Origin of the sequence: Legionella rubrilucens, assembly GCF_001468125.1 — a bacterium.
Taxonomy (GTDB): Bacteria; Pseudomonadota; Gammaproteobacteria; order Legionellales; family Legionellaceae; genus Legionella_C; species Legionella_C rubrilucens.
The window spans coordinates 280,977-304,360 of record NZ_LNYT01000022.1 but is presented as its reverse complement, the minus strand read 5'-3'; the positions used below and the strand labels follow the sequence as shown (position 1 = coordinate 304,360).

Here is a 23,384-nt window from a genome sequence, read left to right as displayed (position 1 = left end):
TGACTTAAAGCCCGTGTTGTACTTACAGAACTACAAACTCAGGGTTCCAAAGTAGCGGGAGTACAGTTTAAGGTACGCGCCGTCGTTTTCCATGGCCAGCAATTGCCTGTTGACCGTTTCAATTAAATCCTGGCGGTTTTGGTTGGCCATGATGCCATAGCCTATGCCAACGGGCAGGCTTTCGCCGACGGCTTTAAACAAGCCGCTGTTATTGACTACCCAGTATTGGGCGGCACCGGTATCGATCAGGACCGCATCGACATCGTCATTGCTTAATGCGTTTAAGACATCCTGCTGCGTAGCATATTCGCTGATGTCGATGGCATCCTGGTATTGCGCCTGAAGCATTTGTTTAAAGATGGTACCCCGTTCAATGCCGACGTGCTGATTGCGGATATCCAGGATGGTATTAATGGGCGATTGGCTTTTGGTCAGAAACTGAGCACCGCTGGCCATGTAAGGCAGGCTGAAGAGGAACTGTTTCTGACGCTCGCTGGTAATGCTGATGGCACTGATCGCCAAATCGATGGTGTTGTCTTTCAGTTCAGTGAATAACTGTTCAAAGAGCATTCCTTTAAATTGACAACGCCAGCCCGCACGCTGACAAATTTCCTGCATGAGCTCAATGTCAAAGCCATACATGTTCTTTTGTCTGTCGGCCTGCATTTCAAAGGGAGGCGCGTACAAGCCGGTGCCCACCCGGATGGTCTGGGCATAAACACTGACGCTGAGTAACACTAAAAACAGCTTTGCAAGGAAGCGCACGCTCAATTTCCTGAATTTTTTTACTCAAGACTACTTTACTTGTACCGGATTGCCAAGTTAGCTTACATGCAAATTTTAAGCGTATCCAAGAGGAGCACCCCATGAAGTATCTGTTAGCCCTGTTAATGCTCGTTTCAGCCGCGGTGAAAGCGGAAGAAAAAGCCCCTGCCTCGTGTCAGCCTGTGGCGGTTCAGGGTGAATCCGTGATGTTGTCGGCAAAAAAACCATTGCTGATTTTGATTCATAATTTATCTAAAAACGATCTCTGGATTACCCATCCGGTTTCCGATCCGAGTGCAAGCGCCGGGTGGAGCAGTCGTTTACAAAGTGATAAATGGTCGGCTCTGGCGTTGGATAAGGAAGCCTTTGAATTAAGCTGCATCGAATCGAAACCGGGGCATGAGCAGCAAATTCCCTGCACCGGTGCGATTGCAGTCTGCCAATGGCCGGTAGTGACGATGCCTGCACAATCGAGCGGCACGTTTTGGGCCGGTGAAGACATGACGCTTTCGGCGTTGTTGACGCATTTGGGCGGAAATGGATTTGGATTACCCCCTTCGTCCTAATCAGTGATAGACTGTAAGGACTTAGTATAAAGACAGGTGACTGTGAGTAAGAAACGCAAAGATCCCCACTATAAGAGGGAAAAGGAAAAATACAAGCTGCCCATTCCAAGCCGTGAATGGATTATGCAAGTACTGGAAGAATACGGACGTCCCATGTCTCGAAATCAGTTGATTGATAAACTCGAGATTGAGGAGCAGGAGCAGGAGGCCTTGGGCTTTCGCTTAAAGGCCATGGTGCGGGATGGGCAGATCATGCAGGATCGGCGAGGCCGCTTCTGCCTGCTTGGACGCATCAACCTGCAACGCGGTACCATTCAGGGGCATCCTGACGGCTACGGTTTCTTTATTCCTGATGACGGCAGTGATGACATGGTAGTCTCGGCCAAGGACATGCGCGAAGTCATGCACGGGGATGTGGTGCTTGCCTACCAAAGCGGTGTTGATCGCCGCGGACGGCCGGAAGCTAAAATCCATGAAGTCGTCGAACACGCCAACACCAATGTTGTCGGTCGGTTTTTTACCGAACACGGGGTTGGCTTTCTAATCCCTGATAACAAACGTCTGACACAGGATATCTCCATTCCTATCGAATTTGCGGCAGACGCCCGCAATGGTCAGATTGTGTTAGCCGAAATCATCGCCTTTCCCACCAAACGCAATCAGCCCATAGGTAAAATTATCCATATCCTTGGCGAGCACATGGCGCCGGGGATGGAAATTGAAGTCGCTATTCATGCCCATGGCATTCCTGCCTCCTGGCCGGAGGAGGTGCTGACGGAAGTGGCTAAAATCCCCATGCAGGTCAAAGAAGACGATTTAAAGGGCCGCACGGATTTACGGGATTTGCCTTTTGTAACCATTGATGGTGAAGACGCCAAGGATTTTGACGACGCGGTGTATTGTTACAAAAAAGGAAAAGGCTACCAATTGTATGTCGCCATTGCCGATGTCAGTCATTACGTGCCCAAGGATTCTGAGTTGGACAAGGAAGCAGCGAATCGCGGCAATTCGGTTTATTTCCCGGGAAAAGTCGTGCCGATGCTGCCTGAGGCCTTATCCAATGGCATTTGCTCGCTCAACCCCAAAGTTGACAGACTCTGCATGGTTGCTGAGATGTCCATCAGTGCGGAAGGAAAAATTACCCGCAGCCGTTTTTATCGGGCGGTATTCCACTCCCAGGCCCGGTTAACCTATACCCAGGTGGGGCGATGGATGGAAAGCAACACCATCGATCCGCAATACCAGTCGCTGCAACCGATGCTGACGTCGCTGTACGAGCTGTACGATGTGCTGCACAAGGCGCGCAAAGTCCGCGGCGCTATTGATTTTGACACGACTGAAACCCGGATCGAATTCGATGAGAACCGTAAAATTCAACGTATTCTTCCGGTCATAAGAAACGATGCCCATCGACTGATCGAGGAGTGCATGCTGGCGGCCAACGTCGCTGTGGCACGCTTTCTTGAAAAAGCATCCATCTCTGTTCTTTACCGTGTTCACCCGGTGCCTGAAGAAGACAAGATCATGGCGCTTCGCCAGTTCCTGGGTGAATTGGGCCTGACCCTGGGTGGGGGGAAGAAACCGCATCCCAAGGATTTTCAAAAAACCATGGGCATGATTGCCAACAGACCGGAAAAACACCTGATCGAAACCGTCATGCTGCGCTCGCTCAAGCAGGCGCAATACCACGAAAGTAACGATGGTCATTTTGGTCTGGCTTATTCAGCCTATACCCACTTTACCTCACCCATTCGCCGCTATCCGGATTTATTAATCCATCGCGCCATCGGTCACCTGATCGATAATCATGTGGCTGATCAATTCAGTTACAGCGAAGACGACATGAATCGACTGGGCCGGCATTGTTCAGCCACTGAGCGGCGGGCCGATGAAGCCACACGCGAAGTGGTTGCCTGGTTGAAATGTGAGTACATGCAGGACAAGCTTGGACAGGTCTTTAAGGGCACCATTTCAGCCGTAACCGGGTTTGGTATTTTTGTGGAACTCGATGAAATCTACGTCGAAGGATTAGTCCATGTGACGTCGCTGCGCAATGACTATTATGCCTTTGATGCCGTCAAACACCGCCTCGTCGGTGAGCGCGGGGGGCAGGTGTATCGTCTGGGCGATAAAATGAAAGTCCTGGTGGCGCGGGTGGACCTCGACGAACGTAAAATTGATTTTGAGCCGGTAGAGTCAGAGAATGATCATGAGTGAGCAGTATGTCTACGGCCTGCATGCAGTCAAAGCCCTGTTAGGCAATCCCTATCGCACCATTAAAAAACTGTATGTGAATCAGGAGCGCCTGGATCAAAAAATACAAGCCATTCTGGAATTGGCCGAGCGCCGGCATGTCGCTGTGGACAAATTAAATCAGCAAACGATGAATCAGCGCTTTCAAGCCTTTACCCATCAAGGCATCGTGGCGGAAGCTGCTCCCGTGCGCGATTTTAATGAGAGCGATTTGAAGGACCTGTTGTCAGCAAACCAGTCACCCGCGCTCATCCTGATTTTAGACGGCGTAACCGATCCGCACAATCTGGGCGCCTGTTTACGCTCAGCCGATGCGGCCGGGGTTCGTTTTGTCATGATTCCCAAAGACAAAAGCGCCAGCATCACGCCGGCCGTCAGTAAGGTGGCCTGCGGCGCGGCGGAGTCAGTTCCCCTGGTTCGAGTGACGAATCTGGTCCGGGCAATGGAAATCATCAAACAGGAAGGGGTCTGGATTTATGGTGCCGCCGGTGAGGCGTCTCAAAGCCTTTATCAACTCGACTGCCGTTCGTCCATTGCACTGGTCATGGGGGCGGAAGGCGATGGCTTAAGACGGCTGACGCGAGAGCATTGCGACGGGCTTTTTTCACTGCCCATGCTGGGCAGTGTTGAGAGTTTAAATGTTTCGGTGGCTACAGGCATTTCCCTTTATGAAGCAGTTCGTCAGCGCCAGGGCGGCTTACAGGGTTAAATCCATGACGATATCCTGAGAAGGGTAATGGAAGAGGTTGGGCAACGAAAGTTTCAACAGCGGACCACGGCTGACAAAGGGACGGAGATAGTCATAATGACCCTTATCGGTATGGCGCGGGTAATGGTATTTCGCTAACAGAGTATCCAGCCCATCACGAAAAGCGTGACGCTCCGTTTTATTCGAGATCAAATCAAGTTGAGTCCGTATGCAATAAATCCCGCCCACCAGTTCATACTCCGACAGGGGTTGCGTTGTTAAGTCTTCAAACCATTGCAACAGGGCATTGTATTGCGAGGAGTGCCAGGAAGAGAACGCCTGAAACAGACCGAAACAGTTAAAGCGGTGTTCATTCACCCATCGGTTGCAGAATGCCCTTAACTGCATGAGGTCATATTTTATTTCAATTGAGCGCAGATAGCCTGTGGCGGTACTCAGCGTTTTATGGGCCTGGTGGAGGGTTTCCTCATCCTCAGACGTCAGCGATTTATTCCCTAACACCATGGCCAACAGATTGGCATAATTATCGATGGCTGTGGCGACGACCCTGATTTTGATTTCCAGGGCTTTGCGGCTGTCGCTGTCGGCTGGATTTTGCGGTTTGATGGCCACTTCAATTTCAGCATTGTTCAGCGCTTCCTGCAGGTGATCATTGAATTTGCCCTGGACGCTGTCTTGAAGCAGCATCAAAATATCCTTGATGGGCAACATGGCGCTCTTAAAAAGCCCATGAGGTGTTGATTCCTCGGTTTTTAGCGAGAGAAACGAGGCCAGGGGGCTTTCATTCACCGCCTGACGTTCTTCATTTGAAAGCTGCTTCAACGCCAGGCGTTTGGGTAATAAATGCCTGTGCAGACTCTCGAGGCTTTTTAAGGGATCCCGGTTAGCGTATTTCATGGTGCGTCCTGTTCACGTCCGTGTACGATGTTTTAGTTTAAAGGTTGACCAGGGCGATTAGCAAGCCACGCCATTTCACTGACTTGACGCGTGTGATCAACTCTGCCTATGCTAATTGAAACTAGGGAATGGTTATGGCTAAACACGCAAAAACAATTAATCTGGCCCTGCAGGGCGGCGGTACACACGGCGCCTTGGCCTGGGGGGTGTTGGACAGGCTTCTTGAAGACGGCAGAATTGACATCGATTGTATTTCAGCCACCAGCGCCGGGGCAATGAATGCCGTCATTCTGGCGCAGGGGATGGCCAATGGAGGACCTGACGAAGCCCGTGATTTACTAGCCCATTTCTGGAAAACAATAAGCGATGCCGGCGTTTTCTTCAGCCCCGTCAAGGTCACCTGGCTTGAGCAATGGCTGGGAATCACCCCTGAATTCTCCCAGGGCTATTTTCTGTTCGATATGATGACCAAATTGTTCTCTCCCTACGAATTTAATCCCGGCAATGTGAATCCTTTGCGAGACATTGTGGAGTCCCTGGTCGATTTTAATCAAATCAGTCAAAGCAAGGCCCTGCGTCTGTTTATTTGTGCAACCAATGTCAGAACCGGCAAAATCAAGGTATTTCAAAACGAAGAGATCGGCCTGGATGCCGTCATGGCGTCCTCCTGCCTGCCTTTTCTCTTTCAGGCGGTTCAGGTGAAGGAGGATTTTTATTGGGATGGGGGTTACATGGGAAATCCCGCCCTGTTCCCTCTTATTTACGAATCCCATCATAACGATATTCTGATTATCCACATCAATCCCATTCAGCGTGAAAAACTACCGCAAAAAGCCTCGGAAATCATCAACCGCATGAATGAGGTGAGCTTTAATTCGTCGCTGATGCGCGAAATGCGGGCGGTCGCTTTTGTCAGCAAGATGCTTGATGAGGGCTGGATTAAAGACGAGTATGCCCAAACCATGAAACGGATCTACATGCATGCCATACGGGCAGATAAAGCAATGGAAAATTATTCAGTGGCCAGTAAATTAAATACCGATTGGGAGTTTATCCTTCACCTGTTTGACCTGGGGCGTCATTTGGCTGATGATTGGTTAAAGGAAAACCTTATCCACCTGGGTAAACGCTCAAGTATCGACATTAATGAATATCTTTAAGGCCAGTTCAATCACCACCGTGTTTGCAGGATTACTCCTCGGTACCCTGGTGGCCGTGGATTGCCTGTCGTATGCGTCGCTCATTTTCAGCGGGCCTTTATCGTCTGATTTATTGTATGGGATTTCAGCCGGCTTATTCGGTTCGGGGATCCTGCTGATTCTTATGGCCTGGTTCAGTTCATCCCGATACACCATTGCCGCCTCCCAGGATATCTTTGCCATCATCACAGCCCTGGTGGCTGCCTCCCTTGCCAGGGAATTGCTGGCACTGGACAGGGGCATTGACCCTTTACCGACGGTGATGATGGCGATCGTCATCATGGCCCTGCTTTTAGGGCTTACCATGTACGCCTTAGGGGTTTTTAAGCTTGGAAAACTGGTTCGATATATTCCCTACCCGGTGATTGGCGGTTTTTTGGCCGGTACGGGGTGGTTGCTCCTGGTCAGTACTCTGCAGTCTATGGTCGGCGGCCATTCCACCCTGGACACGTTTGAGGCGCTTGTTCAGGAACAGGCGCGGGCGTTATGGATTTTACCGGCGGCATTAGGCGGCAGCATCCTTATTCTGGAACGGATGCTGGCCAGCAGCCGTGTGTTCCCGATCATGGTCATTTTAAGTTTTATCGGGTTTTATTTTTATTTACTGCTTCTGGGTATTCCGCTCGATGACGCAAAACGAGCCGGGTTGATGCTGGGCCCCTTCCCTGACGGCAGGCTGCCTTTGTGGCCCAGTGAAAAGGTGCTGAGTCAGTCCGTGCAATGGCGCCTGCTTCTTGATCACATGGCTGATTATTTTGCGTTGGCGGTATTGGGTATGATCAGCATGCTTCTCAATATATCGAGCTTTGAGATAAGCAGCCGGGAAAGCATGGACATTAACCGTGAATTAAAATCCAATGGCATTGCTAACAGCTTAATCGGCTTGGGCGGCGGCTTAGGCGGCTACCATGTGCTGTCGTTCTCGAAAACCAATCTCCATTTTCACCTCGGTCAGCGCGCTGTGGGTATCCTGGCTGGCATTTTCTGTCTGTTATTGATGGTTGCGGGGGCCGAGTTGCTCACTCTGCTGCCCAGGTTTATTTTCAGCGGCCTGCTGCTTTATGTGGCGTTTGATTTTTTGCTGGAATGGCTGGTGACGATTAAAAATAAAATTTCCTGGCTGGATTACCTGATTGTGCTGATGATTATGGCCACCATCGTGTTTTTAGGTCTGCTGACAGGAATCATGATTGGTTTACTATTGTCCCTGGCCATCTTCTTTTTCCGCTATAGCCGTATCCCGGTCGTGTCTTCCATGCTTTCCGCCGAAGTCTTGCACAGCCACGTCGAACGTAATGAAGCAGATAAAATTCTATTGGAACAACACGGCAACAAAATTCTGATCGTCAATGTCAGAGGGTATCTTTTTTTTGGGAATGCCTATGACATTCTTAATCGCATCCGCAAACAGCTGGATAAAGGACCGCATTGCAATTACTTAATCATTAATTTTAATCAGGTGACCGGGATTGAAGTGTCTGGTGCCTTAAGCTTCATCAATTTGCTGAACTATACCCAGAAACAACACGTCAAGGTGCTGTTTACCCATCTTCCTCGCGTGATTGAGCAGGAAATCCAGCGTTTTGCCGCGACGGAGCATAAAAAACTGGCGTATAAAAAATTCACCGATCTTGACCATGCTCTTGAATGGTGTGAAAACGCGTTAATGCAAAAATACCAGACAGCCAGGAAAGAGGATTACAAGTCGCTTTTTAATTTAAGTTTTCCTGACATTCGCGAGATTGATGATTTATTGTCTTATGGTGAACGATTGACGTTCAGCAAGGGAAGTATTGTCTGTGAAGAGGGAGAAGAAACGCGTGAACTGTTCTGGATAGCGGAGGGTGAACTGGAAATCATTCTAGGCTATGGCACCGCGAAAGAAAAACGGCTGCGCCGGCTGCTTGCCGGTACCATTGTGGGTGAAATGGCATTCTATTTAAATCAGCCTCGCACGGCCTCTGTCGTGGCGACCAATGACTGTTTGGCCTATCGCTTTACTGCAGAGAGCCTGAGTAAAATGACAGAAGAGCACCCGGAACTGGCTGCGGCTTTCCATAAGGGCATTGTCAAAATAATTGCCAAGCGCCTGTTTTATGCGAATCGCCTGCTGGCCAGTGATTCCATGTAATGCGGTTGACGATGTGTAATCAGGCAGAGTACGATGGCTAACTTATGAGAGAATTCAGGGACATACTCACATGAAAAAACTGCTCTTTTTTTGCTTTTTGGGTCAGGCTTTTGCGGCTTATGCGCAGCAGGCCATCGGCACTGTGCTGTTTGCCGGCAATCAGGTGACGGTGGAACGCAATAACCAAAAACTTCCGCTGACGCGCGGCTCCTCTTTTTATGTGGGCGATACCATCGTGACCGGCGCCAATTCCCAGGTACAGATTCGCTACAGCAACGGTACCCTGGTGGCTTTGCAACCCAATTCGACTTATGAGATTACGAGTTACACACCAGCAAGCAAAGGTATTCAGAGTCAGGCCAATCTAAAAAACGGCGGTGTGGAATCAACGACCAAGAGTCAGAAAAAAGCCATTTTAAAAACCCCAGTGATTGCTCTGGCAATTTCCGGTACCTCTTACAGAGCAATGGTGGTAAAATCGCCAACGTCAGAAAAACGATGCAAAAACAACAGGAATATCAAAGCCACACGAATTGCCACGCAAGTCTATCAGGGGCAGGTCACCATGGGGGATACCCGCCTGGGACCTAAGGAAAAATACAAAAGCGCCACCTACGATTGCGTTTCAGGTCAGGTGACTCCAGGGTCTATTTCCTGGGGTGCGTTGGGCTGGGTGGTGACTGCTGCGTCCAAAGTCGAACCGGCTTTAATGGCAATCGATGTGATTGGGCAACTGGTTCCAAGCAACGTGATCGATACGGCAGTGGAATCGCCGCTGGGGCCAACAATCACCGTGACGCCTGATTTTCCGCCATTCTTTGCGACCTAGTTGCAGGAAAGAATGATAAAAATTTTGCTCGATTCTGCGGGATAAAAAGAATTATAATTTTAGGTTAACAGGGGCCTGATGCCGAGTTGGCAGCCTTTTTAGGGCCAAGTAACCTGCATGGAGTAGCTATGAATAAGAATAAGTGGTTATGCTATGCCTGTCTGCTGTTCCCTTTGATGGCGACTGCCAGTACAGAGCAAAGCAAAGAAATTGATTCCTCGGTGGACAATGTGCCTTCTGTGAGCCGGTATGATCTGGGCGCTGCATACAGCTACCAGGATTTTAAATTTGATTCGTCGAAATTACTCAACTTTAACCGGTTTAATGGGCATTCCAACCTGTACGGCGTGGGCGGCAATAATTTTCAATTTAATCAGCGCATTTCCGGCGGCTTTTTTATTTATAAACTCGATACCGAACTCAGTTCCCAGCTGCAACTGCTTTCCCTGCCGCTGGTGTCATCCACACAATCAATCCGCAACAACAGCATTTATGCCCACGTGTTAACGCGCCTTATGCAGCATTTTTTCTTTGATTTGGCTGGCGGCTATGGTCAAAACAGTTTGAGCTACAATACCAGCACGCGGTTTGAGTTCCAGCAGAAAAACGGCTATGCCAATGCCATCAGCAAAAACTGGTTTGCCAGTGTATCGGCCCTGTTTACACACACCTGGAAAGAGTTTGTATTCAACGCCAACCTGCGTGCTCTGCGCACGGAAGTGGATCAGGATCCTTACACCATTCATTTTGCCTTTGATCCGGCAACCCAGGGGGTTCCGTCCTTAACCAATAAAGTGTCTTATTTGCAGGAAAATGCGGAACTTGGTTATAAAATCAATGACAGCGTCCAACCGTTTGTTGAGGGCGGCCTGTTGCAGGTTCTTGATTTTTCCAACAGCCGTCCCGCATTGACAGGCGTGATTTTAGGACCTGTCCCTGAGTTCAATCTGGATATGAACGGTTATAAAGTGGGTGGTGGTATTGCCTTCAATTACAAGCAATACGTTTTCCGTCTGGAACAGCAGTACTTCCAGCGCGGCAGCGTGTACCACAGCAACCAGTCGACTCTGTCCGTGAAAATGAACATAGGGTAACCAACGAGTGAGCAATCGTTGGTTTTAAGCGGCATCTTACAGGTACTATCATGAAAGTGACTGGACATGGATGTTAAGGCTTCGTTCAAAGCCAAGCGATTGCAAATTCTGGCCGGTTTTTTTGTTCTAGCAGCCAGTCTCTGTCTCGAGCAATTCCGTGTTGTAGAGTCCAGCCACTTTCTGCATAGACTCGATAATTATTTTTACGACATCCTGGTAAGGAACAGTCCCAGGCCATTGCCTTCTTTCCCGCGCGTGGTCATTGCCGATATTGATGACTATTCCGTGGCAAAAAAGGGCCGCTGGCCCTGGCCTCGCTCCATTTTTGCTCAGTTGATTGAACGTTTGAAAGAGTATGGCGTCATCATTGTCGCCTTTGATGTTGTTTTTTCCGAGCCGGAAATCAATTATGCGCTGGGTTTAAAGGACAAGATTATTCACCTGCCATCGGCGAATTCCTGGCAGCCATTAATGGATACGCTGGACAGGCTCGCGCCGGCTGTTGACAATGATCTACTGTTTGCCAAGGCAATGCAAACCCATGAAACGGTCCTGGGTTATTTATTTTACCAGGCTAAACTCAACAAAGGCGCACTGCCTCCCGCTTTACTGAATGAACAGCAGGAGGCAATACAATCCGACGCCTTGTCGGTCATTCAGTTTCAAGGCTATCAATCGAGCCTTAAGTCCTTCATTGAGGCTGCCCGTTTTGGCGGGTTTGTGTCCAATTTTCCTGATGCCGACGGATTGGTCAGGCACGGTTTGCTGGTAGCTGGTTTTGATAATAAACTTTACCCAAGTTTAAGCCTCGCAGTGGTCATGCGCTATCTGCTGGTGGATCATGTGTTACTGTTAACCCGGCCAAACGGCGAGGGAAAGGCCATTTTAACCGGGCTGAATGTCGGTGGGACGGTCATTCCGCTTAATCCATCGGGGCAAATTCTCATTCCATTTTTTGGTGAAGCCGGTTCACTTCCTTATTACTCCATTGCTGATCTACTCGATAAAAAAGTTCCCGCTGAGGAACTGGCTGGGGCCATCGTCATTGTCGGCTCGTCAACCATTCTGCTATCCGATCGTCACCCCACGCCTGTTTCCGAGACGTTCCCCGGGGTAGAAATCAATGCCAATGTCATTGCAGCGATCTTAAACCAGCAAATTCCAACCATTCACCATTCTCATCACGCAAAAAAGCTGGTTGAAATGTCACTGCTTGGGGCGCCGCTTATCCTGATTATGCCGTTTCTTGGTCCGGTGTGGCTTATTATTCTCTACCTCCTCTTGACCGCTGCCCTCTTGTTGGGCTCTTTTTTATTGTTCACCTATAAAAACACTTATTTCTCGGTGGCAAGTTTCTGTCTGTTGCTCTTGCTGCTGGCTCTGGTCAATTTTCTTTATGAGTTTGTGTACGAGCGGCGGCAAAAAAATAAAATCAAACGGTTGTTTGGTCAGTATGTGCCGCCTTCTCACATTGAGGAGATGACCAATGCGGCTGAGCATTTCAGCATGGAGGGGGAAACACGGGAAATGTCGGTGTTATTTTCCGATATCCGAAATTTTACCGCCATTAGCGAAAGCCTGGATGCCAGCACGGTCAAGTGGCTGTTGAATGCCTTGTTTACGCCCATGACCCGCATCATTTTTGAACATCAAGGCACCATAGACAAGTACGTTGGCGACATGGTCATGGCCTTTTGGGGTGCACCGCTGCACGATGAGCAGCATGCGTTTCATGCCGTGGCCGCGGCTTTGGCGATTAAGACCACCTTACCGACAACCATACAGCACGGGCAGGTCGCTTTTCCTGAAATTAAACTGGGCATTGGCATTTCCACCGGCAAAATGGATGTTGGGGATATGGGTTCGGAGTTTCGACGAGCTTACACCGTGATTGGCGACACTGTGAATCTGGCCTCGCGGCTTGAGCAGCTCACTAAATTTTATCGCGTCGATATTTTAGTCAGTGAGGCGACACGCGCGTCCCAGGAGGCCTTTGTCTGGCAGCTCATTGACAAGGTAACTGTGAAAGGCCGGCAGCAACCTGTAGCGATTTATGAACCCTTGGGCTACCAGCAAGAGGCTGATGCGGCCTTACTGGTTCAATTACAGCACTATGAGGAGGCACTCGTTCTCTTTTATCAACAGCGCTGGCCGGAGGCTTTAACTGCATTTGAGAATTTGCAGAGATGCTATCCTGATAGGTATCTGTATGAACTTTATATCCAACGGATTATGCACTTGCGTACTCAGAATTTACCGCCGGATTGGGATGGGGTTTTTGTGCACACGCATAAATAGGACTGACTATGAAATTGTTATTTTTGGGTACAGCCAATGGCTTATCGGAAGATGCGGGTAATTTCCATTCCAACATGCTATTGACAACCGATGAAGGGAAAACATTACTCATTGATTGCGGTACCGATGTTCGTTTCTCCTTAGCGCATGCGAACTATGCTGCAAAAGACATCGATGCTGTCTATATCAGTCATCTTCATGGGGATCACTGCGGAGGACTTGAATGGCTGGGATTTAAGCGCAAATTCACCACGGACTTACCCAAACCCGAGTTGCTTCTCCACGAAAGTTTGATTGATGCCTTGTGGCAGGAACGCCTGAAAGGCGGGATGGCAACGCTAAAAACCGAAGAAGCCTCACTTTCCAGCTATTTCAATGTGAACGCCATGACGGATAAAACCCCGTTTGTCTGGGAGGGGATTTCATTGACCCTGGTAAAAACCGTGCACATGATTTCTAACGGCGTACTGAAACCCAGCTATGGTTTGCTCATCCAGGGGAAAAAAAGCAAGGCTCTGCTGACCACGGACACCCAATTTAATTTACCCATGCTGCGGACTTATTATCAGCAGGCCGACATTATTTTTCATGACTGCGAAACGTCATCGTATTTAAGCGGTGTCCATGCCAATTTTGTTGAGCTGAGTCAATTGGATGCCGGTATTAAAAGCAAAATGTGGTTATATCATTACAATGACGGTCAACTACCCGACGCTCAACACCAGGGATTCTGTGGTTTCGTCAAGCGTGGGCAGGTGTTTCATCTCGCTTAATTCTCCTGCCCATTAATCGCGGGCAGGATTAAACTCAGCTGACTTCCTTCGCTTTTAAGGCAATGAATTCATGAATGGTTTTACAGACACGGGAAACCAATTCTTCAATTTCATTTTCGCTGATAATTAAAGGCGGCAGCAGACGAATGACGTTTTCCGCGGTGACATTAAACAAAACCCCATGCTTAAGCCCAATCGCCCGGGCATCATTCGCCGGCCTGTCGAGTTCAATGCCCAGCATGAGGCCGCGGCCGCGGATAGCACGCACAGCCGGGTGATCGTTGAGTTCACGCATGAGTTTTTCTTTAAGGAAATTGCCGTTACTTGCGGCTTTCTCACACAGTTTGTCGCGCTCAATGACCTCAAGTACGGTCAGGGCCGTTGCGCAGGCTAATGGATTGCCTCCGAAAGTTGAGCCGTGATTGCCTGGCTTGAAGAGATTGCAAGCGCGATGACTCATTAAGCAGGCACTGATGGGTACGCCATTGGCCAGCCCTTTGGCAGTCGTGATGATGTCTGGGCGGACATTGGTGTGCATGTAGGCAAACCATTTGCCGGTGCGGCCGTTGCCTGTCTGGATTTCATCGAGAATGAGCAGCCAGTCATGCTGGTGACAAAGTTGTTCAACCGCCCGTAAATAAGAATCATCTGCGGCAAAAATTCCGCCTTCACCCTGAATGGGTTCAAGCATGATGGCCACCACATCGTCGCGATTTGCCGCGATGGTATGCAGGGCTTCCAGATCATTAAAGGGCGCACGGATAAAACCCGGCACCAGAGGCTCAAAACCGGCCTGCACCTTGCGGCTGCCGGAGGCTGTGAGTGTCGCCATGGTGCGGCCGTGAAATGCACGCTCCATAACAATAATGGAGGGGGTTTCGATGCCTTTTTTATGCCCGTACAGGCGGGTCAGTTTAATGGCCGCTTCGTTGGCTTCGGCGCCAGAATTGGCAAAAAAAACCTGCTCCATGCCGGTAATTGCCGTTAATTTCTCGGCAAGTAATTCCTGTTCCTTGATGTGGAAGGCATTCGACGTGTGCAGCAGTTTAGCCGCCTGAGTTTGGATGGTTTTAGTGACTTCGGGGTGAGCATGACCCAACCCGCAGACGGCAATACCGCTTAAGCCATCAAGGTAGGCTTTGCCCTGTTCATCATAAAGCCAGACACCTTCTCCATGAGTAAAAGTAATCGGCAGCGGGTTATAACTCGTAATTAGTGCCATTAAAACTCCTTATTAATCATCAGGCGGTTAAACCTGCGCTGTTATTGCAGGTTTTCTTCTACAAATTGCCAGTTCACCAGATTCCAGAATGCACTGACGTAGTCAGGACGGGCATTACGGTAATCGATGTAATAGGCATGTTCCCAGACGTCACAGGTTAACAGGGCATTCAGTCCTTCCGTCATCGGGGTGCCGGCATTGCTGGTACTGGTGATTTTCAATTCGCCATCTTGATCCTGCACCAGCCAGGCCCAGCCTGAACCAAAGGTGGTAATGGCCGCTTGACTGAATTGCTCTTTAAACGCGGAAAAGGAACCAAACTTTTTAGTAATCATGTCAGCCAGACGCCCTTTGGGTTCGCCGCCGCCGTTAGGGCTTAAACAATGCCAGTAAAAGGTATGATTCCACACCTGAGCGGCATTATTAAAGATACCGCCTGACGACTGTTTGATGATGTCTTCAAGGCTTAACTGCTCGAATTCGGTGCCGGCAATTAACTTGTTGAGGTTAGTCACATACGCATTGTGATGTTTGCCATAATGATATTCCAGTGTTTCTTTGGAAATGGTGGGCGCTAAGGCTTCGAGACTATAAGGTAGTGGGGGTAAGCTGAATGCCATGAATCATTCTCCAGTTTTTATTTTGAGTTAGTAAGTGTAGCAGGATGTTCAACATATTCAATGCGGCTAAAGGGTAACCCCAGTTGCTAACTGGTCTTATTTTCGCCATAATTGGCGGTGTTTTTTAATTTCCAAAAATGTAGGTGACTTTGTGGATACCATTGATAAAATCAAACAACAAATTGCTGAAAATGCGATATTGTTATATATGAAGGGCACGCCCAAAATGCCTCAATGCGGCTTTTCTGCCCGTGCTGTTCAGTGCATTGATGCGTGTGGTGTTGATTTTGCTTATGTCGATGTACTTGCCAATCCTGACATCCGTCAAACACTGCCTCAATATGCTGATTGGCCCACCTTTCCGCAGCTTTGGGTAAAAGGTGAATTAATCGGGGGTTCTGATATCATTGCCGAACTCTATCAGCAAGGGGAACTGGAGGCCTTGTTAAGAGACGCGATTGCTCTTTAAGCCATTGCACCCTGTACATTGTGAATTTAAATCCGCGTACCTGGTACGCCTTTCCTAAGGAGAAGCAGATGAGTGTTTTAGTTGGAAGAAAAGCCCCGGACTTTACTGTACCTGCCGTACTCGGTAATGGTGAAATCACTGATAAATTGAATTTGCATGACACGATCAAAGGGAAATACGGGCTGGTTTTCTTTTACCCCCTTGATTTCACCTTTGTATGCCCTTCCGAGCTGATTGCTCTGGATCACCGCATGCATGAGTTTAAAGAACGCGGTGTGGAAGTGATTGCGGTATCCATTGATTCGCAATTTACGCATAACGCTTACCGTAACACGGCGGTTAAAGACGGCGGTATTGGCCCGGTCAAATTCGCCCTGGCAGCTGACATTTCGCATACCATTTGCCAATCTTACGGCGTGGAACACCCTGTTGCCGGCGTTGCATTCCGCGGGGCTTTTGTCATCGATAAAAATGGCGTTGTCCGTTCACAAATCGTGAATGATTTACCCATTGGCCGCAATGTGGATGAAATTCTGCGCATTATCGATGCGGTCCAATTCTTTGAAGAACATGGCGAAGTCTGCCCAGCCGGTTGGCAAAAAGGCAAGGCGGGTATGAAGGCTTCTCCAAAAGGGGTTGCCGAGTACCTGGCTTCTCACTCCGACTCGCTGTAACTGTTTCCTGCCGGCGTTACCGCCGGCAGTCCTCTTCTTATTCCTGAATGGTTTTTGCCAGCGTTTTATGCCAGGTATTGATCATCCTGCAAAAGAGCTCGGCCGTTTTTTCCGCATCATAAATCGCTGAATGAGCTTCATTGGTATTGAAGGGAATGCCTGCGGCCACGGCGGCTTTAGCCAGGACGGTTTCTCCGTAAAACAACCCCCCAAGCGTTGCCGTATCAAAGCAGGTAAAGGCATGAAAGGGGCTTTTTACTCCAGTACGCTTCACGGCTTCCTTAATAAAGAGCAAATCAAACCAGGCATTATGACCGACCAGCACGGCGCGCTGGCATTTGCTTTTATCCAGGGCGGCAAGAATAGGGGTAAACAGGCGATGCAAGGCTTCCTTCTCATCGACCGCGAAGCGCAGGGGTTGAAAGGGATCAATCTGATTAAACGCCAGAGACTTGGCGTCCAGTTCTGCACCGTCAAAGGGCAGAATGTGCTCGAAGTAGGTAGCGGCAGGGTAATAATGACCCTGTTCATCCATGTCGAGAATAACAATGCACATTTCCAGCAAGGCGTTTTTGCAGGGATCCACGCCTGCTGTTTCGATATCGACTACCACCGGGAGAAAACCGCGAAAACGGTGTTTAAGACTGGATTTTAATAATGCATTAACCTTCATGAACACTCCAGGCCAATGTTTCGCCGGCGGCCATGGGAATGACACTGTCCTTACCGAGTGGCAGGCTGTGAGGCACTGTTTGCGGCTGCCTTTTAAGCAGTAATTCGCTTTTATTGATGGGTAATTGATAGAATGAAGCGCCGAAATGGCCCATAAAGCAATTCAATTTTTCAAGCTTACCGAGTTGATCAAACACCTGGGCGTATAGTGAAACGGCATAGGGTGCGGAATAGATGCCGGCACAGCCGCAGGCAGTCTCTTTGTTCTGGCGTGCATGCGGGGCGCTGTCGGTGCCGGCAAAAAATTTAGCATTCCCGCTGACGGCGGCTTGTTGTAAAGCCAGTTGATCGCGCTCCCGTTTAAGAATCGGTAAACAATAATAATGCGGTTTAACCCCGCCGCTTAACAGTTGATTCCGGTTATACAATAAGTGATGCGGCGTAATGGTGGCGGCAACCCGCTCGCCTGCCTCACTGACAAAATCAACGGCGGCCTTGGTGGAAATGTGTTCCAGTACGATGCGCAGCTTAGGGAAATCACGGGTTAAGGGCAGTAATCCTTCGGTAAGAAAGGCGGCTTCGCGATCGAAAATATCCCCATGAGTGATTTCGCCATGGATCTGCAACACCAGATCCTGCTGCTGCATAACCTCCAATAAAGGGTAGAGGGCACGTAACGAATGAGTTCCTTCTTCTGAATTGGTGGTGGCGCCGGCGGGATAGAGTTTGGCTCCCAGAATGGCATCGCCTGCCTGAATGCTGAGCATCTCCTCGGGTTGTACCTGTTCATTAATATAAAGTGTCATGTAAGGAGTAAAGTCATAGGGTGACGTCAGAGCCTTCATAAGACGTTCCCGGTAAGCCAACACGGACCGAACCGACGTCAACGCCGGCTTCAAGTTGGGCATGGCCAACGCCCGGGAAAAATGCCTGGCGGTGGCGGCTACTGTCTCTTTAAGCGCGTCGCCGTCGCGAAAATGAACGTGCCAATCGTCCGGACGGGTTATAACAAGTGTTTGCAAAATAAAGGTTCCACAAAGTTAGCCGATAATAGGGAGCATAACACGGAATAACAAAGCAGGATGAACAAAAAATGGCTTTAAAGCAGTTTTTTACATGTTCCGTTTTGCCTTTGATCGTGATTGGCAGCTTGTGGGGAGAACAGGCAAAGGCGGTTGTGCCGGTTCAATACAAAAGCCCCATGGGGTTTGAGAAATGGAAAATGACCGGCAACCGTCTGCGCTGCGGCTTGTCTTTGGTCATTCCGAACTATGGGATTGCCTATTTTGAGCAATATGCCGCAAGACCGCCGCACTTCATCATGAGTAAGTGGGAGCAGGTGCAAAGGGAGTTGCCGGCGGTGGTCTATGCCAAAGAACCTGTCTGGAAGCCGCGCGCCCTGCGTTTCCCGATCACTAAGACCGTCCTCACCCCAGGCGAATTTGCACTTTTTCTCCCGCGGGATCCAGCACTCAGTACCCTGACGTACCTGGCCAAGGGATATAATACGCGCATCCAATACCGTTCGGAACAAGGGTTTCCAGTCACGGTGATTCTATCCCCCATCCATTTTCAGAAAGTGTATGCCAAATACCAGCGCTGCCTCGGCAATCTTCTGCCGTTTAATTACGAGCACGTTAAAACCACGGTTTTATTGTTTGATACCAACGATTACAAATTGGAAGAAGCACAGCTGCGCCAACTCAAGCGCATCGTGACCTATGTGAATGCGGATCCACAGGTCAGGAAAATCAACATTTACGGGTATTCTGATGATCGGGGCCGTAAATCCATTAATAATGCGATGTCGGAAGCCAGGGCTAAAGCCGTTGAGAAGTTTCTGTTAAGTCAGGGCATTAACAAGGACATGATTTATACCACCTGGTTTGGGGTGCTGGATCCTGTCGCGCCGAATACCACAGAGGCCGGCATGGCATTAAACCGTCGCGTGGTGGTCGAAATAGAGAAAAAAATATAGGCTGGATACGGGTTTGCTCGGTGCATCGATACATTATATATAGCTCTTCAATCCGTGCTGATTTCGATGCTGGCGATCAATGCGCTGATTATGGTATTTAATTTATCTCATTGTATCAATAAGATGCATGCCTGGTGTGTTCGTATAAAAAAAGCAAAAAAAAGCCTACTTTCAGGTGGCAAAACCAAAAAAATTCATGTAGCCTTTACCATTAAGCCTGCTTGTGTGAGTTCTGCATTATATTTTTCAGGCTGAATAAAATATGAGCGAATTCGAGGAAAATATTAAGATTGTTGATAAAACTTGCAATTTTAATGTTGACTTTACAAGAATTGGACTAGATAATTTGCCTATGTACGTTCTCGGATAGAGCGATGATTGCGTACTGTGGTCAACACCTCGTTGTGATTTGACAGCAAAACGGAAAGTTAATAATAAAAAGTGGAGATGAAGCAATGTTAAATTTGAAAAAAACAGCGGTAGCTGTTCTTGCTTTAGGAAGCAGTGCAGTGTTTGCTGGTACCATGGGTCCTGTTTGCACCCCTGGTAATGTAACCGTTCCTTGCGAAAGAACTGCTTGGGATTTCGGTGTACAAGCTTTATATTTGCAACCAGTTTATGACGGCGATTTCGGTTACCGTTTCGCTACTACTGATGCTGCTGGCAACACCTACTACCACGACCTGGATCTGGATTGGGGCTGGGGCTTCAAGTTAGAAGGTTCTTACCACTTCAGCACTGGTAACGACATCAACATCAACTGGTACCACTTCAGTAAAGACACTGATTTCAATTTCACTGATGATTTCTTCGCTGTCGGTGGAGTTGCCAGTGTTGAGCCACAATGGGATGCTGTAAACTTTGAATTCGGTCAACACGTTGACTTCGGTGAGTTCAAAAACATCCGCTTCCACGGTGGTGCTCAGTACGCTCGTATCGACACTGATTTCTGGGCTCAAGTTAACGCTTTAGCTATTCGTGATACAGCTGACCTGCGTTTCAACGGTTTCGGTCCTCGTGTTGGTGCTGACATGTCCTACGATTGGGGTAATGGTTTCGCAGTTTATGCAAACGGCGCAACTGCTATTCTGGTTGGCGACAGCAAGTTTGACACTGCTCGTGTAGTTAACGGTGTTACAGTTGCTACTACTCACGGTTCCAAAACTGCTATCGTTCCTGAACTGGAAGCGAAACTGGGTGCTAAATACACTTACGCTATGGCTCAAGGCGATCTGACTCTGGATGCTGGTTACATGTGGGTTAACTACTTCAATGCTCAGCATATCGGAACTAGCCCATTGATCCTGGGTACTAACGTTATCGAAACTGACTTCGCTCTGCACGGTCCTTACGTCGGTCTGAAGTGGGTTGGCAACGTTTAATTAGCAACTCGGTAAGATTTAAGCCCATCACCTGTGATGGGCTTTTTTTTGGATTAAGGGAGTAAACATGTTTAGAAGAACAACCCTGGCAATTCTAGGAATGAGTATCAGCGGTTTTGCAGCAGCAGGTATGTACGGTGCTCCGCCTGCTCCAACTTGTACCCCGGGCGATGTCACAGTCCCCTGCGAAGCAAAAAAATGGGATCTCGGCATACAGGCATTGTACTTAAAGCCAATTTATGACGCTGACAAGGCTTACGGTCTCGCTGCCTCTTCCCTGAGTGAATACAAAGATGTTGATAATGAATGGGGATGGGGATACAAACTGGAAGGATCCTATCATTTCCGCACAGGCAATGATCTCACGGTCGATTGGCTGCATTATGATGTGGATAGCAACAACGGTTCATTCACTGGCGTTTTCCCCTCCCCGCTGGGTGGTGTTGTATCCGCTAATTTTACCCACACATTCACCAACAAGTTTGATCGTGTGAATGCTGTAATGGGTCAACACGTGGATATGGGAATGCGTAAGAACGCCCGTTTTTATGGCGGTTTCCAGTACGCTGACATCCGTGTCAACAGCAACCTGGCTTACAGCGTTGTTTCGCCCACCATTCTCTTGTTAACCTCTGGGGTATTTGGTACGCAAAATACCGACTTCAATGGTGTGGGGCCAGTTGTAGGTGTTGATTTTTCCTATGATCTGACGGAAAACTTCAGCATTACAGCCAATACTTCCGGATCGATTCTTTATGGAACTGGACGTTATAACGAAGCAACCTTCTTTGGTAATAATCTGGTTGCATTTACTCGTTATGGTACGCAGAAATCAGTGGTTCCCAGCGTTGAGGCCAAGTTAGGAGCTAACTATGCCTATGAAACAGCGAATGGAACACTGAATATTGAAGCAGGCTATCAGGTATTTAACTACTTCAATTCATTACAGCACATTAACCCATTATGCGGATGCTTAAGAATTGATATGTCTGACTTTGGCATGTACGGTGTTTATGGCGGACTGAAATGGGTTGCCCCGGCTTAATGCCCATCCCGCTTCAAGAACCCATCTTCGGATGGGTTTTTTATTGCAAAAAACTACCTTTTAGGTAAATAGAGTGAACAATCGCTGGCCAGCCTGATGCGCTCCAGTTATAATCAATTCGCCGAAGCAAGTGGAAGATTGAATTATAATCAGGAGTATCGGTTGTGAAACACAAAGTATTATTTATGGCCTTGGCTGCGTTAGCCAGCCCGGGCTTTGCTGTAGCGAATAAGGAATTGTTGCAAGAAATTCAACGCCTTCAAAATCAAACGAAAGCCCTTCAGGATCAGATTAACAACCTGCAAAAGCAGGTGGTCTCGCAATCCACACAACCGGCGGAACCCCCCAAACTCAATAAAAAGCCAGCCAGTAAAGCACCTGAAAGCACGGCTAATACAGCGAAACCCATACCACGAGACGGCCCTTTGTCATTTCATAGCAGCCTGCTCAGCGTGCATACCATTGACAGCCACCCAGAATCCATCGGTTTTTACCCAACCGCATTGGTTGCTGATGAGCACGTGTTGACCTACATTGCCGGTACGCCCGTGGTGACCTCGCCCTATCTTGGTGACAGGCCTGCCTTTGATGGCTCCGATTACATCGTTAATATTTCCAGTATTAACCGCGATATCCGTTTAATGCAGCAGCGTCGACGCCTTTACCGTGCCTATGAGCGCATTGGCTATCCTGTCCCGACCATGCCCATTATTGCCATCAGCGGTAAAACGGAACCCGTAGCCACGCTCTCGAGACCATTCATTGGGAATTCACAGGGTGATATTACCTTAGGATCCAGTGAGTTGGATGTCGCGGCAGCCTTGAACGACATGGTGGAAGCCTTTATCGGGATTGCCTATGATGAATCACCGCCCGATCTCAGCAATCAACGCGTAGCCAATTCATCCTTTGATTTGAACCTGGGTTTTGTCAACATTGGTAATCTGGACAAATCGCCCTTCTATTTTACCGCAGGACAGTTATTTGTTCCTTTTGGAAAGTATGCAAGCGCCATGGTGAGTTCGCCCATTACGATGATCATGGCTCGTACCAAAGCCAGACCGATTATCCTGGGTTATAAATCACAACAGGGTACCGGTCCTTATGCCCAGGCTTATGCTTTCCGTTCTGATACTACCCTGGGACGTGACGGTGTAGGTGGTGTCAATGCCGGTTATACGCTGGAACAGGGCGATGTCACCGGCGAGATCGGTGCAGGGTACCTTGGCACGATTGCCGACGCCGGCGGTATGCAGAATACGGGTTCCCCCGCAGGCACCACCTTTGGCGGTTTTGGTTCAATTACCAATGGTTCTGAGGCCGTTGGCAAAGTACCGGCCTTTAATATTCATGGTAATGTGAGTTTCGATCGTTATACCCTGGCTTTAGAATGGGTCGGCGCGACCAAAGCATTCAATCCCAATGCCTTGAGTTTTAACGGCCGAGGCGCAAAACCCCAGGCGGCTCAGATTGAAGGAGGTGTCACCTTCAAAGCCTTTGATAAGCCCGCCTCATTGGCATTGGGTTATCAATGGTCTAAAGACACACTGGCGCTCAATTTGCCGCGGGAACGAATCAGTACGGTTTTCAATATTTCCCTCTGGAAAGACACGGTAGAGAGTCTTGAATACCGTCATGACATTGATTACCGCAGTGGTGATTTTGCCAACGGTATCGCCCCTCCAGGCGTAATCAATGCCAATACCTTGGGCACGGGTAAAACAGCCGATACCGTTGTTGCACAGATTGGTGTTTTCTTCTAATGCTGAGGTCAGCCTTTAAGGCTGACCACGCTGTCAAACCGGGTC

The 23,384-nt window shown here is 48.8% G+C and carries 22 protein-coding genes; 16 read left to right on the top strand and 6 right to left on the bottom strand.

Annotated features, from left to right (window positions below; all coding sequences use genetic code 11):
• Positions 1-30: 30 nt before the first annotated feature.
• Complete coding sequence (locus Lrub_RS13140; protein ID WP_058532561.1) at positions 31-765, bottom strand: transporter substrate-binding domain-containing protein; 735 nt, start codon at positions 763-765, stop codon at positions 31-33.
• Between the two features lie 101 nt (positions 766-866).
• Between Lrub_RS13140 and Lrub_RS13135 the strand changes: the two genes are divergently transcribed.
• From Lrub_RS13135 to rlmB, 3 genes are read left to right on the top strand one after another with little or no spacing between them, the layout of a single operon-like run.
• Positions 867-1,331, top strand: coding sequence for a hypothetical protein (locus Lrub_RS13135; RefSeq protein WP_058532560.1), 465 nt, complete (start codon positions 867-869; stop codon positions 1,329-1,331).
• Between the two features lie 42 nt (positions 1,332-1,373).
• Positions 1,374-3,548, top strand: a complete 2,175-nt coding sequence (gene rnr / locus Lrub_RS13130) for a ribonuclease R (RefSeq protein ID WP_058532559.1) — start codon at positions 1,374-1,376, stop codon at positions 3,546-3,548.
• Entirely contained in the window at positions 3,541-4,293 is a 753-nt protein-coding gene (gene rlmB, locus Lrub_RS13125; protein WP_058532558.1) for a 23S rRNA (guanosine(2251)-2'-O)-methyltransferase RlmB, read from the top strand. The genes rnr and rlmB overlap by 8 nt, the downstream gene beginning before the upstream one ends.
• On the opposite strand, the gene Lrub_RS13120 is transcribed toward rlmB, so the two are convergent.
• Entirely contained in the window at positions 4,282-5,190 is a 909-nt protein-coding gene (locus Lrub_RS13120; RefSeq protein WP_058532557.1) for a hypothetical protein, read from the bottom strand. The two genes, rlmB and Lrub_RS13120, sit on opposite strands and share 12 nt — an antisense overlap.
• A gap of 134 nt (positions 5,191-5,324) precedes the next feature.
• Between Lrub_RS13120 and Lrub_RS13115 the strand changes: the two genes are divergently transcribed.
• The 6 genes from Lrub_RS13115 to Lrub_RS13090 all read left to right on the top strand — a co-directional run bounded on the left by Lrub_RS13115 (position 5,325) and on the right by Lrub_RS13090 (position 13,514).
• A complete protein-coding gene (locus Lrub_RS13115) occupies positions 5,325-6,350 on the top strand; it encodes a patatin-like phospholipase family protein (protein ID WP_058532804.1) in 1,026 nt (341 codons plus the stop codon).
• A complete protein-coding gene (locus tag Lrub_RS13110; protein ID WP_058532556.1) occupies positions 6,337-8,520 on the top strand; it encodes an SLC26A/SulP transporter family protein in 2,184 nt (727 codons plus the stop codon). The genes Lrub_RS13115 and Lrub_RS13110 overlap by 14 nt, the downstream gene beginning before the upstream one ends.
• Before the next feature lie 70 nt (positions 8,521-8,590).
• Entirely contained in the window at positions 8,591-9,349 is a 759-nt protein-coding gene (locus Lrub_RS13105; protein WP_058532555.1) for a FecR family protein, read from the top strand.
• 128 nt (positions 9,350-9,477) lie between these two features.
• Positions 9,478-10,443, top strand: a complete 966-nt coding sequence (locus Lrub_RS13100; protein ID WP_058532554.1) for a hypothetical protein — start codon at positions 9,478-9,480, stop codon at positions 10,441-10,443.
• Between the two features lie 66 nt (positions 10,444-10,509).
• The gene (locus tag Lrub_RS13095) at positions 10,510-12,741 is read left to right on the top strand and encodes a CHASE2 domain-containing protein (protein WP_058532553.1); all 2,232 of its coding nucleotides are present in this window, start codon (positions 10,510-10,512) and stop codon (positions 12,739-12,741) included.
• 8 nt (positions 12,742-12,749) lie between these two features.
• Positions 12,750-13,514: an MBL fold metallo-hydrolase gene (locus tag Lrub_RS13090; RefSeq protein WP_058532552.1), complete on the top strand. Its 765-nt coding sequence runs from the start codon at positions 12,750-12,752 to the stop codon at positions 13,512-13,514.
• Positions 13,515-13,548: 34 nt separating this feature from the next.
• Here Lrub_RS13090 and Lrub_RS13085 read toward each other — a convergent pair whose 3' ends face one another.
• Complete coding sequence (locus Lrub_RS13085) at positions 13,549-14,736, bottom strand: aspartate aminotransferase family protein (protein WP_058532551.1); 1,188 nt, start codon at positions 14,734-14,736, stop codon at positions 13,549-13,551.
• 41 nt (positions 14,737-14,777) lie between these two features.
• Positions 14,778-15,356, bottom strand: coding sequence for a superoxide dismutase (locus tag Lrub_RS13080; protein ID WP_058532550.1), 579 nt, complete (start codon positions 15,354-15,356; stop codon positions 14,778-14,780).
• Positions 15,357-15,507: 151 nt separating this feature from the next.
• Here Lrub_RS13080 and grxD point away from each other — a divergent pair, with 151 nt between their 5' ends.
• Positions 15,508-15,825, top strand: coding sequence for a Grx4 family monothiol glutaredoxin (gene grxD, locus Lrub_RS13075; RefSeq protein ID WP_058532549.1), 318 nt, complete (start codon positions 15,508-15,510; stop codon positions 15,823-15,825).
• A gap of 68 nt (positions 15,826-15,893) precedes the next feature.
• Entirely contained in the window at positions 15,894-16,499 is a 606-nt protein-coding gene (locus tag Lrub_RS13070) for a peroxiredoxin (RefSeq protein WP_058532548.1), read from the top strand.
• 37 nt (positions 16,500-16,536) lie between these two features.
• Here Lrub_RS13070 and rnt read toward each other — a convergent pair whose 3' ends face one another.
• Complete coding sequence (gene rnt / locus Lrub_RS13065) at positions 16,537-17,172, bottom strand: ribonuclease T (protein WP_058532547.1); 636 nt, start codon at positions 17,170-17,172, stop codon at positions 16,537-16,539.
• Complete coding sequence (gene pyrC / locus Lrub_RS13060; protein WP_133134092.1) at positions 17,162-18,193, bottom strand: dihydroorotase; 1,032 nt, start codon at positions 18,191-18,193, stop codon at positions 17,162-17,164. Before pyrC ends, rnt begins: the two co-directional genes overlap by 11 nt.
• A gap of 71 nt (positions 18,194-18,264) precedes the next feature.
• On the opposite strand from pyrC, the gene Lrub_RS13055 reads away from it, so the two are divergent.
• The 5 genes from Lrub_RS13055 to Lrub_RS13035 all read left to right on the top strand — a co-directional run bounded on the left by Lrub_RS13055 (position 18,265) and on the right by Lrub_RS13035 (position 23,339).
• Positions 18,265-19,149 carry an OmpA family protein gene (locus tag Lrub_RS13055; RefSeq protein WP_058532545.1) on the top strand — a complete coding sequence of 295 codons (885 nt, stop codon included), beginning with the start codon at positions 18,265-18,267 and terminating at the stop codon, positions 19,147-19,149.
• 66 nt (positions 19,150-19,215) lie between these two features.
• Positions 19,216-19,404, top strand: a complete 189-nt coding sequence (locus Lrub_RS13050; RefSeq protein WP_058532544.1) for a hypothetical protein — start codon at positions 19,216-19,218, stop codon at positions 19,402-19,404.
• A gap of 200 nt (positions 19,405-19,604) precedes the next feature.
• Positions 19,605-20,531, top strand: coding sequence for an Lpg1974 family pore-forming outer membrane protein (locus tag Lrub_RS13045; protein WP_058532543.1), 927 nt, complete (start codon positions 19,605-19,607; stop codon positions 20,529-20,531).
• 67 nt (positions 20,532-20,598) lie between these two features.
• Positions 20,599-21,576 (top strand): Lpg1974 family pore-forming outer membrane protein, encoded by a 978-nt coding sequence (locus Lrub_RS13040; protein WP_058532542.1) that lies wholly within the window; start codon positions 20,599-20,601, stop codon positions 21,574-21,576.
• Between the two features lie 164 nt (positions 21,577-21,740).
• The gene (locus Lrub_RS13035; protein WP_058532541.1) at positions 21,741-23,339 is read left to right on the top strand and encodes an LbtU family siderophore porin; all 1,599 of its coding nucleotides are present in this window, start codon (positions 21,741-21,743) and stop codon (positions 23,337-23,339) included.
• The last annotated feature ends 45 nt before the right edge of the window (positions 23,340-23,384 follow it).

Bases quoted from the DNA above. Each gene is read 5' to 3' on its own strand.
- Lrub_RS13135 (WP_058532560.1), top strand. From the start codon at position 867: ATGAAGTATCTGTTAGCCCTGTTAATGCTCGTTTCAGCCGCGGTGAAA.
- rlmB (WP_058532558.1), top strand. From the start codon at position 3,541: ATGAGTGAGCAGTATGTCTACGGCCTGCATGCAGTCAAAGCCCTGTTA.
- Lrub_RS13120 (WP_058532557.1), bottom strand. From the start codon at position 5,190: ATGAAATACGCTAACCGGGATCCCTTAAAAAGCCTCGAGAGTCTGCAC.
- Lrub_RS13115 (WP_058532804.1), top strand. From the start codon at position 5,325: ATGGCTAAACACGCAAAAACAATTAATCTGGCCCTGCAGGGCGGCGGT.
- Lrub_RS13110 (WP_058532556.1), top strand. From the start codon at position 6,337: ATGAATATCTTTAAGGCCAGTTCAATCACCACCGTGTTTGCAGGATTA.
- Lrub_RS13105 (WP_058532555.1), top strand. From the start codon at position 8,591: ATGAAAAAACTGCTCTTTTTTTGCTTTTTGGGTCAGGCTTTTGCGGCT.
- Lrub_RS13100 (WP_058532554.1), top strand. From the start codon at position 9,478: ATGAATAAGAATAAGTGGTTATGCTATGCCTGTCTGCTGTTCCCTTTG.
- Lrub_RS13095 (WP_058532553.1), top strand. From the start codon at position 10,510: ATGGATGTTAAGGCTTCGTTCAAAGCCAAGCGATTGCAAATTCTGGCC.
- Lrub_RS13090 (WP_058532552.1), top strand. From the start codon at position 12,750: ATGAAATTGTTATTTTTGGGTACAGCCAATGGCTTATCGGAAGATGCG.
- Lrub_RS13085 (WP_058532551.1), bottom strand. From the start codon at position 14,736: ATGGCACTAATTACGAGTTATAACCCGCTGCCGATTACTTTTACTCAT.
- Lrub_RS13080 (WP_058532550.1), bottom strand. From the start codon at position 15,356: ATGGCATTCAGCTTACCCCCACTACCTTATAGTCTCGAAGCCTTAGCG.
- Lrub_RS13070 (WP_058532548.1), top strand. From the start codon at position 15,894: ATGAGTGTTTTAGTTGGAAGAAAAGCCCCGGACTTTACTGTACCTGCC.
- rnt (WP_058532547.1), bottom strand. From the start codon at position 17,172: ATGAAGGTTAATGCATTATTAAAATCCAGTCTTAAACACCGTTTTCGC.
- Lrub_RS13055 (WP_058532545.1), top strand. From the start codon at position 18,265: ATGGCTTTAAAGCAGTTTTTTACATGTTCCGTTTTGCCTTTGATCGTG.
- Lrub_RS13050 (WP_058532544.1), top strand. From the start codon at position 19,216: ATGCTGGCGATCAATGCGCTGATTATGGTATTTAATTTATCTCATTGT.
- Lrub_RS13045 (WP_058532543.1), top strand. From the start codon at position 19,605: ATGTTAAATTTGAAAAAAACAGCGGTAGCTGTTCTTGCTTTAGGAAGC.
- Lrub_RS13040 (WP_058532542.1), top strand. From the start codon at position 20,599: ATGTTTAGAAGAACAACCCTGGCAATTCTAGGAATGAGTATCAGCGGT.